Source organism: uncultured Shimia sp. (assembly GCF_947498095.1).
Taxonomy (GTDB): Bacteria; Pseudomonadota; Alphaproteobacteria; order Rhodobacterales; family Rhodobacteraceae; genus Shimia.
Genome location: NZ_CANMJE010000001.1, coordinates 480,246 through 492,932, shown reverse-complemented (window position 1 = coordinate 492,932; position 12,687 = coordinate 480,246). Strand labels below are relative to the sequence as shown.

The window sequence follows — 12,687 nt, the reverse complement described above, 5'->3', positions numbered from 1 at the left end:
GGTTCCTTCATGTGCGCCGCTGCCACGTTCCTACGTGATGTATTTGGATTCGATGCCTTCCGCCCCGGGCAGGAAGAGATCGTCGACGCGGTAAGCCGCGGTGATAACGTCTTGGCCATCATGCCAACGGGCGGCGGCAAATCCTTGTGCTTTCAACTACCAGCCCTGATGCGTGATGGCGTGACGGTGGTGATTTCACCACTGATCGCCTTGATGCGGGACCAGGTTCGCGCCCTGCGTGAGGCGGGTGTTCAGGCGGGCGCGCTTACCTCTGGCAATACCGAAGCAGAAACCGCCGAAGTCTGGGAGGCCTTGGAAGCCGGGCGCCTGAAACTGCTCTATATCGCGCCAGAACGGCTGGCCTCGGGCGCGGCTCTGGGTATGCTTCGACGTATCGGGGTCAGCCAGATTGCCGTCGACGAAGCGCATTGTGTCAGCCAATGGGGGCATGATTTCCGTCCCGATTACCTGCGGATTGGAGAACTGCGGCGCGCCTTGGATGTGCCTCTTGCTGCCTTTACGGCCACAGCAGATGCTGAAACCCGCGACGAGATTGTTGCACGGCTGTTTGACGGACAGACGCCCAGCACGTTCCTGCACGGGTTTGACCGTCCCAACATCCATCTGGCCTTTGCGGCGAAGGATTCTCCGCGGCGTCAAATTCTTGAGTTCGCTGAGGCCCGCAAGGGGCAATCCGGGATTGTCTATTGCGGCACCCGCGCCAAAACCGAAAACCTTGCCGCGGCCCTGAGACAGGCCGGACATCTGGCCCTGCACTATCACGGCGGGATGGAGGCCGAAGACCGCCGGATCACTGAAACCAGATTTCAGCGCGAAGATGGCCTGATCGTTGTTGCGACAGTGGCCTTTGGTATGGGAGTCGACAAACCCGATATTCGCTGGGTTGCGCATGCGGACCTGCCCAAGTCAATCGAGTCCTACTATCAGGAAATCGGGCGCGCTGGGCGGGATGGCGCGCCAGCCGAGACGTTGACCTTGTTTGGCGCCGACGACATTCGATTGCGCCGCAGCCAGATCGACGAAGGGCTTGCCCCTCCAGAGCGACGCGCGGCAGATCATGGCCGGCTAAACGCATTGTTGGGATTGGCCGAAGCTTTGCGGTGCCGCCGACAAACCCTGCTGGGATACTTTGGCGAAACCGACATCACCTGCGGCAAATGTGATCTGTGTGACGCGCCTGCGGATGTCTTTGATGGCACAACTGCGGTCCGCAAGGCGCTGTCGGCTGCGTTGCGCACCGGCGAACGTTATGGCGCGACCTATCTGATCGACATCCTTCTCGGCAACGACAATGACAAGGTGCGCCAACGTGGTCACGACGGTCTTCCGACTTTTGGCGTTGGGACGGAATACGATCGGCGCCAATGGCAAGCCGTGTTCCGACAGATGATGGGTCACGATCTTATCCGCCCCGACCCTGAACGCCACGGCGGCTTGCGAATGACCGATGCGGCGATGCCAATCCTGCGCGATGAGGCTTCGATCGAATTGCGGCGGGACACCATCCGCAAAGCCAATCGTCGTCCAGCCGCCAAAGAGATTGTCAACGAAGAGGATGCCCCTCTGCTAAGCGCGCTCAAAGCCAAACGCCGTGCTTTGGCCGAGGATGCCAAGGTGCCTGCCTATATCATCTTTAATGACCGAACTTTGATTGAGATGGCTGAAATGCGCCCCTCGGATCTGGATGACATGGCGCGGATCAGCGGCGTTGGCGCCAAGAAACTTGAAAGCTACGGAGACGCCTTTCTGACTGTCATCAACGGAGAGGCTGCAGCCTTGCATCCCAGCCGCCGAAAACTGGCCGGACGCGAATCCGGGGTGCTGTATGATCGGCTGTTGGAGGTGCAGGCAGATTTGGCACGCGGTCCCGAGGGCATCGACAAACCGATGAGCTGTTCCGCGTCGCTTTTGGCCAAAGTCGCCAGCGTCAAACCGGATGATGAATTTGCCATGTCGCGATTGCTGGGTGAAAAGCGTGCCGAACGTTTCGGGGCCGCGTTTCTGGACGTGCTGCATGAGGCGAGCTAAGTCTCACTCCCAAGAACCAAAGGAAAGTTGCCCATGCTTGTTGTTGTGTCGCCTGCAAAACGTTTGGACTGGAGCCCGGTGGCCGGAAATACCTCGCAGCCAGAGTTTGCCGATGAGGCGTTGAAGCTGGCCAAAACTGCGCGCTACCTGACGCTTGGCGACCTGCAAAAACTCATGTCACTCAGCCCGGATTTGGCCAAGCTCAATCGTGATCGGTTCAAGGCCTATGAGAGTGAACCAGATCAATTCGCGACGCGGCCCGCTGTGCACGCCTTTAACGGTGACACCTACATCGGCCTCGAAGCCGCATCACTGGATGGCGATGAAATGGCATGGGCGCAGGAGCATTTGCGAATTCTTTCCGGTCTCTATGGCATTTTGCGCCCTATGGACGCGATCCAAGCGTACCGGTTGGAAATGGGCAGCCGTCTAAAAACCCGACGCGGTAAGAACCTTTATGAGTTTTGGCGCGATAGCATTGCCAAGAACCTGAACGAACAGGCCAGCCAATTGGGTACGGATACCCTCGTGAATTGCGCCAGCCAGGAATACTTTGGCGCGGTTGATCCCAAGGCCCTTAAACTGCGGGTGATCACCCCTGTGTTCATGGAAGACAAAGGCGGTACGGCAAAAATCGTAAGCTTTTTTGCCAAGAAGGCCCGCGGTTCAATGGCGCGGTACATTATCCAGCGACGCCTGACCGACCCTGAGGGTCTCAAGGACTTTGACTTGGGCGGTTACACCTATAAGCCCGACATGTCTGAAGGCGATAAGCTGGTGTTCCTACGCGATTATCCCGACGCCAAAACCTGATCATGTGCCGCTTTGGCGGGGTTCTTCTTCTGGAAATGGATTGGTGGCATGTTTTGGGATATGCTGTGCGATCATATCAAAAATGGCGGCTTTTCTGAGCGGCTTGGTCAAGTAGTGATCCAGCCCTGCTGACAAGATACCCTCTTCGTCGCCATTTACGGCATGGGCAGTCAAAGCAACGATTGGCACGTCTGTACCTCCTGGTTTCTGGCGGATGCGGCCAGTCGCTTCTTTGCCGTCCATCTTGGGCATCGAAATGTCCATAAATATCATGTCGGGCTGCATGTCCTCAAATGCCTCTAGCGCCTCAAAGCCGTTATTGGCAAAGCGCAATTCGATATCGAGTGTCTTGAGAAGCTTCCCCAGCACCAATTGGTTGGTCTTGTTGTCCTCTGCAGCCAGGATGCGCATTTTCCTTTGATCGACTTTGTCCGGCAGTTCAGGTGTTTCTGTGATCTCGGGAACATCCGCGTTGATAGCATCAGCAATCTTACGGAACAGATCGCGCCGTGAAACCGGTTTTTTCAGCACGCCCTGCAAGTTATTCATGAGTGGATCTGCCTGCACACGTGCGGGATCCGAGCTCAACAAAACCACAGGGACTGTGCAGCCTCGGGCGCGCAAAGCCTCTGTCAGCTCGAGACCATCCATTCCTGGCATTCCGTAGTCTGTCAGAATCAAATCGACGTCAGAGACCCGGTCCATAGCTGCCTGACCGCTACTGCAACTCACAACCGTGGCACCCATTTGCTGCATTTGTTTTTCCAGCAGGCTGCGATTGACCTCGCGATCATCCACCACAAGCACATTGCGTACCACACTGGGCAAAGCCGGTGGGTTTAGCCCAAGGTCTTCTTCGACGGGCAGTGTCAGTTGAAATCCAAAGGCCGACCCCTCTGTTTCAACGGAATCCACCCATATTTTTCCTTGCATCAAATCAATCAGTCGTTTGGTAATCGACAGGCCCAGACCGGTTCCTTCAAAGGCGCGATTGCGCTCATCCTCGACCTGATTGAACTCACCAAAAATGTGATCGATTTTGTCCGCGGGAATTCCGATGCCGGTGTCTTCAACGGCGACATGGACCTCACAATGGCCCGTGTGCTCATGCGTCTCACCGACGACGCGCACCATAACGTGCCCTTTTGACGTGAACTTAACGGCATTGCCAATCAGATTCGTCAAAACCTGACGTATCCGCCCCTGATCGCCCACAAACAGCGTTGGCAGGAACAGGTCATAATCCACGATCAGCACGATACCCTTTTCGCGAGCGCTGGGTTGCAAGAGCGTCATGACCTCATGAATGCAGCGCTCTAGATCAAACGGCTCCGGGCGCAGGATCAGTTTCTCGGCCTCGATCTTGGAATAGTCCAACACGTCATTGATGATTCCCAACAATGCTTCGCCTGAGTTTTTGATGGTTGACGCAAAAAGGCGCTGCTCTTCGCTTAGCCCGGTATCCAAGAGCAAGTCAGCCATCCCCACAACACCGTTCATGGGCGTGCGAATCTCATGACTCATATTGGCAAGGAATGCTGACTTGGCACGGCTTGCCGCTTCGGCGCGCTTTTGCTCTTTCTTTAGCTTGGCCTCATATCGCACCGTATCGGTGATATTGAGGGCAAGGCTCACGATGTCGCCACCATGCCCACGTTGATCCAGAAGCTTGATGTATTCCCCATTCCAGAGGCGCAAAACCACAGGTGGTGGTATTTTCTTGTGCCACCGATCCTGCATAGCCTTGCGCCAATCAGCGGAAGACGTATCACCGATATGTACGATGCCCTCATCTGTCAGCACCTGCAAAAGCCGTGCGTAGGTGATTCCGGGCTGAACTTCTTCCAGACCGTCAAACACAGACAGATAAGAAGGATTGGCCGCGATCATGCGCCCATCAGAATCAAAAAAGGCAAATCCGTCCTGAATTGTTTCGATCGAATGCCACAACCGTCGCTCGGCGATTTCGATCTTTTCGTTCGCCACTTCGAGGTCGGATCTCACTTTTTGGTTTTCGGTCCGCACACTGTCCACTTCTGCGCGGGTCTCAACGATTTCGTTGGACAGTTGTTCTGCGTGCTTTCCCAGCTTGCGATTTGCCGCAAAAAGTTCTGCCTGTTTCAATTCTAGCAAACGCTCAGCCGCCAATCTGGCGCGGCGTTCTTCTGACAATTTATGCGCCAGAGTCATTTAGGTTCCTCAACAAGATGGCCTTTGACTCAGACAAAACCCCAGACCAATGAATATCTGCTTAAATCCGCGCATTTGGTTGAGACGTTGCCAGAGCCCGCCTCAACATGTCACCATGCGAGCAATTTCAGAGGAGCGTTGTCTAATGCGTTGGTTCATGGCGGCCCTGGCGGGCCTTTTGCTTGCTCAGTCGGTTATTGCAGAGAGTGAATACGTGCCGGATCGGCGCATCGTCGTCAGCAGGGATGTGGATTTTTACGGGTCCGATCTGACGAACTTGTTTGATACAACTTATGAGACTTGCCGCGAGGCCTGTTTGCAGGACACCCAGTGCAAGGCATTTACCTACAACAAGAACTCAAGCGCTTGTTTCCCCAAAAGTGCCATTTCAGACACGCAACCCTATGAGGGCGCTGTCTCTGGCGAGGTGTTTTTGACAGACCCAAAAATTCTGGCGCAATCGAGCGATCGCACGGCAGAATTGGACTTTATCCCTTCCTATCAACTGAAACGTGCCCGTGACCAAGCCGCAAACATTGGCTCTCTTCATGCCGGCGGCCCCTGGAGCATCGACGAGATGTTAGAGGCGGCCCAAGGCAATCTGAATGACGGCGACAAGCTCTATGCAATGCGCTGGACCGGCGGTGCCATTGGCAAGGCAGATCGAAGCGATCTGTGGTTGGAATACGGCCGCCTGAACACGCTTTTGGCGGCAGATGGTGGCAACTCGCAAAGCACCTATAAATCGCGGGCTTTTCTCGCGACACTCAATGCCTATTTGCGCGCAGAGAATGATCCGCAACGGGTCTCGACGCTCATGCAATTGTCTGATCTGCTGATTGCTGACAACTCAGGACGGCGCGCGCTCAGCGCTCTGCGGTTGGCCGAATCGATCCAGCCACGACAGGATGTTCTGGCGGCGCTGGACAACGCCATTGCCAAATACGGCTTTCGCATTTCTGAACATGTTGTGGACAACAATCTGACTGAGCCAAGAATCTGCGCGACATTCAATGAACCTCTAGTTCAGGCGGGCGTGGACTACACGCCCTATGTGAAACTTCCCGATCAACGCTTGGCCGTTCAAGCCGAGGAAAGCCGGTTGTGCATTGAAGGTATCGCGCACGGCTCGCGCCAAACCGTCACGTTCCGCAAGGGCCTGCCTGCGGCAAGCGGCGAAGAGCTGCTGAAAGATATCGAACTGACCTTTTATGTCCGCGACCGCGAACCCTCCGTCAGTTTCCCTGGACGTGCCTATGTTCTACCGCGCACCGCCGAAGCTGGCCTGCCCATCCAAACCGTCAACCTGACCGAAGTGGACCTAACCCTGCAGCGCGTCAGCGACCGCAATTTGTTGCGCACCATCCAAGATGGGTACTTTGGTCGGCCTTTGTCCTATTGGCAGTTTGAAACCTTTGAAAGCGAGATTGCCGAAACGATCTGGCAGGGCTCAGGAAGCGTTAAAAACGAGTTGAATGCGGACATGACTACCCGCTTGCCATTGGGGGATGTTGTGGCGGGTCTGCCTACGGGGCTCTATGCGCTGACGGCTGACTTGCCCGGCGCTGACCCGTACGACGAGACGTCGACAACACAATGGTTCGTCCTGTCCGATCTTGGGGTGACCACTCTTTCGGGTGTCGATGGCTTTCATGTATTCCTGCGGGCATTGGGCGACGCATCTGCCCAACCCGGAGCGACTGTCACGCTATTGTCGCGCGCGAACCGCGTGCTTGGGACCGCCATCACCGATGATCAAGGATACGCGCGATTTGATCCCGGTCTGACGCGTGGATCAGGCGGTGCTGCCCCTGCGATGCTGACGTTGCAAGCCGGAGACGACTTTTCGTTCCTGTCACTTACCGATCCTGCCTTTGACCTGTCAGATCGCGGCGTCGAAGGGCGCTCTCCAGCGCCTCCTGTTGATGTGTTCTTGACCACCGATCGGGGTGCCTATCGCGCCGGAGAGACCATTCACGCGACAGCCCTTGCCCGAGGAGATGTGGCCGAGGCTCTGTCTGGACTTCCTGTCACGGCAATCCTGACGCGCCCGGATGGCGTGGAATACAGTCGCGTGACCTCGGCGCAGGATGCCGAAGGCGGTCATGTCTTTGCAATGCCGCTGGGACAGACCGTGCCGCGCGGCACGTGGAAACTGGCGATCAAATCTGATCCCGAGGCGCCCGCACTTGTGACGCAAAAGCTCCTCGTCGAGGATTTTCTGCCGGAACGTATCGACTTTACTCAAACGCTGCCGGACGGCCCGATTGTCTTGAATGACGATAAAATCGGTGTCGATCTGCGGATTGAGGCGCGTTACCTGTTTGGTGCCCCCGGCCAAGGCCTGAATATTGAAGGTCAGGTGACTTTGCGCGCCCGAGAAGACGTCGAAGGATATGCCGGGTATCGGTTCGGCCAATACGACGCATATTTCAGCCCACTAACAGAGTTCTTCACCGGAGACACCACGGATGCTGATGGTGTCTCAATCGTGGACCTGTATTTGCCAAACGTCGACGTCCAAGGCCGTCCGATGGAGGCGCGCGTGGTGACCTCGGTGCTGGAAGCTTCTGGTCGCCCGGTCGAACGGCGTCTGACGCATCCTGTGTCCTCAAAAGGGCCGATGATCGGCATCAAACCACTGTTCGAAGAAGGTGTTGTTGCCGAAGGAACCGAGGCCACGTTCAGGATTGTCGGCCTGAACCCCGATCTTTCCAGCGCACCGATGAAAGTTCGTTGGAGCGTGAACCGTCTGCGGACCTCGTATCAATGGTACAATCTCTATGGCGACTGGAACTGGGAACCAACAACACGCCGCACCACCGTGGCCAGCGAAGAGGTGACCATCTCTGGCGACGCTCTAGAGGTCAGCGCCCCTGTTGATTGGGGCCGCTATGAAATCGTTGTGGAACGTGTTGATGGCGATTATGTCGCCAGCTCTTCAGACTTCTATGCCGGATGGTATGCACCCGCGGATGCGACCGAAACACCAGACACACTGCAAGTGTCTCTGGATCAGCCCGGTTACCGCAGTGGCGATACGGCAACGTTGCGCGTTGTGCCGCGTTTTGCGGGTACGGCACTGATTTCTGTCATGTCCAACCGCCTGATCGCCATGAAAGCCGTTGAAGTTCAGGAAGGTGAAAACCTAATCCCGCTGGAGGTCACGGATGAATGGGGTGCTGGCGCCTATGTCACCGCTTCAGTTATTCGACCGGCCAATGTTCCTGCGGGCCTAAACCCATCTCGTGCCCTTGGGCTGAGTTACGCTCAGATTGATCCCGGCGCGAAACAACTCGCGGTATCGCTTGAGGCAGCTGACAAGGTGGCACCCAGTGACGCATTGGACGTTGGAATCAAAGTGGACGGTGTTGCCGAGGGTGAAACGGCCTATGTCACGCTGGCCGCCGTTGATCTGGGTATCCTGAACCTCACCGGCTTCCAAAGCCCGGACCCGTCGGGGCACTACTTTGGGCAACGGCGTCTTGGCATGGAAATCCGCGATATCTATGGCCGCCTGATTGACGGCATGAACGGCGACATGGGCGCGCTGCGCCAAGGTGGCGATGCAGGCAGTGGGTCGGCGTTCCAATCCCCACCACCAACCGAAGAACTGGTCGCCTATTTCGAAGGCCCGGTTCAGGTCGGGGCCGATGGCACGGCTGAGGTCCGCTTTGATCTGCCCGAGTTCAACGGCACCGTACGTCTGATGGCGGTTGCCTGGAGCAAAACCGCCGTGGGTCAGGCCGAACGCGATGTTCTTGTGCGTAACCCTGTTGTCGTCACAGCGACCCTGCCTCGGTTCCTCGCGCCGGGTGACACCAGCCAATTGCTGCTTGAAGTCGTTCATGCCGAAGGTCCTGCAGGCCGCATGGGCTTGGACGTGAGTGCCCAAGGCATCGAACTGGTGACCGGAGATATCCCGTCTGGTCTGACGCTGGAAGAACAGGGAACCGCGCGCATTACGATTCCAGTCAGCGCCCTTAACGTGGGTGATCACAGCCTTCGGGTTGCTCTGACGACACCGGACGGCAAACAGCTGGTCAAAGAACTGACCCTGCCCGTGCGCGCCAACGATCCCGAGATCAGTGTGACCCAACGCATAGAGCTGGCCGCCGGCGCGACGTTCACTCTCGACGGCAATCTCTTTGCCGACCTCAGACCTGGTACAGGGTCTGCGGTTATCTCGTCTGGCGCTTTGGCGCGGTTTGACGCGCCAGGCCTGTTACAGGCTTTGGATCGTTACCCCTATGGATGCACCGAACAGGTCACATCCAAGGCGTTGCCGCTCTTGTATTTCGACACCATCACGTCATCGCTGGGACTTGGCGAACGGGGCAAGGTGCAGGAACGCATTGACGAGGCGATTGCCGTGATCCTGACCCGTCAGGCCAGCAACGGTGCCTTTGGGCTTTGGTATGCGGACTCGGGCGACTTCTGGCTGGATGCCTATGTCAGTGACTTCATGTCGCGCGCCCGTGCCAAAGGGTACACCGTACCGGACATCGCGTTCCGTCAAGCGATGGATAACCTGCGCAACCGCCTGAACTATGCGCCCGACTTTGATTTCGGGGGGGAAGACATCGCCTATGCCTTGATGGTTCTGGCCCGCGAGGGCGCAGCAAATATGGGTGATTTGCGCTACTATGCAGACGTCAAAGGCGACGACTTTGCGACCCCATTGGCGAATGCTCAGCTGGGAGCTGCGTTGGCATACTACGGAGACCAAACCCGCGCTGACCGGATGTTTGCTCTGGCGGCTCGATACATGGAAGAGGAGTGGGACTCAGGACCATCATCCAAATGGCGCGCGGACTATGGCACCAACCTGCGCGATGCTGCCGGTATGCTGACCCTTGCGGTTGAGGCTGGCAGCAATGCACTGGATCGCGCCGTTTGGTCCGCGCGTGTCGGAGGTCAGGATCAAATCCGCTCCACCCAGGAATCCGTCTGGTCCCTGATGGCGGCTCATGCACTGATTGAGGATGAAAGTGGAATGGGCATTTCCGTCAACGGTGCACCCATCAACGGCCCGCTGGTGCGCGCTCTGGCCGATGAGGCCAATGCCGAACCGATCCTCATCAGCAACCAAAGCGACAAGCCGACTGCGCTGACTGTGACCTCAATCGGAGTGCCGGACTATCCCGTCGAAAAAGGTGGCTACGGCTACACCATAGAGCGCAGCTATTTCACCACCGATGGCGAGCCCATGCAGCCTGACAATATCCATGTCGGGGATCGCTATGTTGCCGTTCTGACGATTGATCCCGCCAGCAACGGAGGTGCGCGGCTCATGGTGAATGACGCCTTGCCCGCTGGTTTCGAAATCGACAATCCGAACCTCTTGGAAAGCGGAGATATTTCGGCGCTGAAATGGCTGGATCTGACATCCGCGCAAAACACCGAGTTCCGTGCAGACAGGTTCCTTGCCGCTGTGGATTGGACGTCACGCAACAAGTTCCAATTGGCCTATATCGTGCGCGCCGTCAGCCCCGGTGAGTATCACCAGCCGGCCACAACGGTTGAGGACATGTACCGTCCGCAGTTCCGCGCGCGAACAGCCGCAAGTCGCATCATTATCAACGAGTGATGCGAGGCTGGGGACGATACCTCGCACCGGTCATCGCCCTTTGGGGCGTGGCCTTTGCGCATGACCGGTTTCACGACTGGGTGGCAGCAACCAACTTGCCGCCGCTCATTGCGGAAACCTCAGTTGAGGTGCGGGACCGCAACGGCATTCTGTTGCGCGCTTATGCGGTCGAAGACGGGCTCATGCGACTGGGGGCTGCGCCGCAATCGGTTGATCAGCGCTATCTCGACATGCTTGTCGCCTATGAGGACAAACGTTTTTTTCAACACAACGGCGTGGACCCTCTGGCGCTGACCCGCGCCGTTGTTCAGGCGGTTATGAATCAAGAGGTGGTCTCGGGCGGATCTACCCTCACCATGCAGGTTGCGCGCTTGCTTGAAGACGGCAGTACCGGGCGCTGGTCAGGCAAACTTCGACAAATGCGAGTGGCGCTGGCACTGGAAACGCGTCTCAACAAAGAACAGATTCTAAGCCTCTATCTGACGCACGCCCCGTATGGTGGAAATCTGGAAGGCATCCGAGCCGCCACTTTGGCTTGGTTCGGCAAAGAACCCAGGCGGCTGACACCCGCACAAGCCGCATTGCTCATCGCATTACCGCAAAGCCCTGAGGGCCGGCGACCTGACCGCGATCGTCAGGTTGCTCAAGCTGCCAGAGATCGGGTTTTGGACAGGCTGGCAGGTTCAGATATCTTAACCACGGACGATGTGAGAGCTGCAAAAACAGAGACTATTTCGGCCAAAAGACGCCCATTTCCCACATTGGCAGCTCATATGGCAGACCGTGCCGTTGACAGTGACCCCTTGGCTCACCGGCACAACCTGACCCTTGATAGTGACCTGCAGCTTTCCCTCGAAGCACTGGCAAAAAAATCACTGTTCGGCCTCGGCGAACGCCTGTCGATCGCTATGCTCGTCGCGAACCATGAAACCGGTGAAGTCTTGGCCTCGGTGGGGTCGGCGGGATACGCAGGTCAGGACCGGCGCGAAGGGTTCGTCGATATGACTCGTGCGGTTCGTTCTCCGGGATCAACCCTAAAGCCTCTGGTCTATGCGATGGGGTTTGATGACGGCCTTGTGCACCCAGAGACCCTGATTGACGACCGGCCCGTGACATTTGGTGGCTATGCCCCGCAAAACTTTGATGGCCGGTTCCGGGGTGAATTGAAAATCGCCGAAGCGCTGCGTCAGTCCCTTAACATTCCTGTGGTTCTGCTTGCCGATCAATTGGGGCCAGCGCGGATTATGTCTGCGATACGTAAGTCCGGGGCGACACCGAAACTCCCCTTGGGCAAAGCTGGCTTGGCTGTGGTTTTGGGCGGCATCGGCGTCACGATGGAAGATCTTGTCCGGATCTACGCCATGCAGGCCCGCGGGGGTGCTTCGGTTGATCTGGTGTGGCGCATGGGCTCAGACACGGCCCCCGAACGCCATGTCATCAGCCGCTCGGCTGCGTGGCAAGTTGGTCATGTCCTTTCGTCCATCGCGCCCCCTGCTGGCGCTCCGCTAAACCGGTTGGCCTATAAGACCGGCACAAGTTACGGACATCGCGATGCATGGGCGCTGGGATATGACGGGCAGCATGTCATTGGCGTGTGGATTGGCCGAGCAGATGGTACACCGGTGCCCGGTGCCTTTGGCGGAGAACTTGCAGCCCCAGTTCTGTTCGAGGCCTTTCAACGCCTCAAACCCACGTTGGACCCACTTGGCCCACCGCCACCTGAAACCCTTACAGAATCTTCCGCTCAACTGCCCCAACCCTTGCAACGGTTTCGCGGGCGTGAGGCTGTGTTTGAGCCCGCCTCTGACACCCCTATCGTGGCGTTCCCGCCAAATGGCGCGCGCCTCGCACAATTGGATGGCGGTCTGACAGTTAAGATTCGTGAGGGTGTTTTGCCACTGACCATTCTTGCAAATGGGCGGCCTCTTGCTACACGACAGCATCGTCGCGACATCGATCTGGATTTTGCTGAGAAAGGCGCGTCAACTTTGACCGTGATTGATGACAATGGGCGCTCAGACCGAATTACGATCTGGATTGACTAA

5 protein-coding genes are annotated in these 12,687 nt (G+C 57.2%); 4 read left to right on the top strand and 1 reads right to left on the bottom strand.

Going from position 1 to position 12,687, the window contains the following annotated elements; translation table 11 throughout:
• The first annotated feature begins 9 nt into the window (after window positions 1–9).
• Both recQ and yaaA read left to right on the top strand, forming a co-directional pair.
• Entirely contained in the window at window positions 10–2,049 is a 2,040-nt protein-coding gene (recQ, locus tag Q0932_RS02415; protein ID WP_299349363.1) for a DNA helicase RecQ, read from the top strand.
• 33 nt (window positions 2,050–2,082) lie between these two features.
• Entirely contained in the window at window positions 2,083–2,862 is a 780-nt protein-coding gene (gene yaaA / locus Q0932_RS02410; RefSeq protein WP_299349362.1) for a peroxide stress protein YaaA, read from the top strand.
• Here yaaA and Q0932_RS02405 read toward each other — a convergent pair whose 3' ends face one another.
• Complete coding sequence (locus Q0932_RS02405; RefSeq protein ID WP_299349359.1) at window positions 2,863–5,052, bottom strand: response regulator; 2,190 nt, start codon at window positions 5,050–5,052, stop codon at window positions 2,863–2,865.
• 145 nt (window positions 5,053–5,197) lie between these two features.
• Here Q0932_RS02405 and Q0932_RS02400 point away from each other — a divergent pair, with 145 nt between their 5' ends.
• Together Q0932_RS02400 and pbpC are read left to right on the top strand one after the other, a co-directional pair.
• Window positions 5,198–10,642, top strand: coding sequence for an alpha-2-macroglobulin family protein (locus tag Q0932_RS02400; RefSeq protein WP_299349356.1), 5,445 nt, complete (start codon window positions 5,198–5,200; stop codon window positions 10,640–10,642).
• Window positions 10,642–12,687 carry a penicillin-binding protein 1C gene (pbpC, locus tag Q0932_RS02395; protein WP_299349353.1) on the top strand — a complete coding sequence of 682 codons (2,046 nt, stop codon included), beginning with the start codon at window positions 10,642–10,644 and terminating at the stop codon, window positions 12,685–12,687. The genes Q0932_RS02400 and pbpC overlap by 1 nt, the downstream gene beginning before the upstream one ends.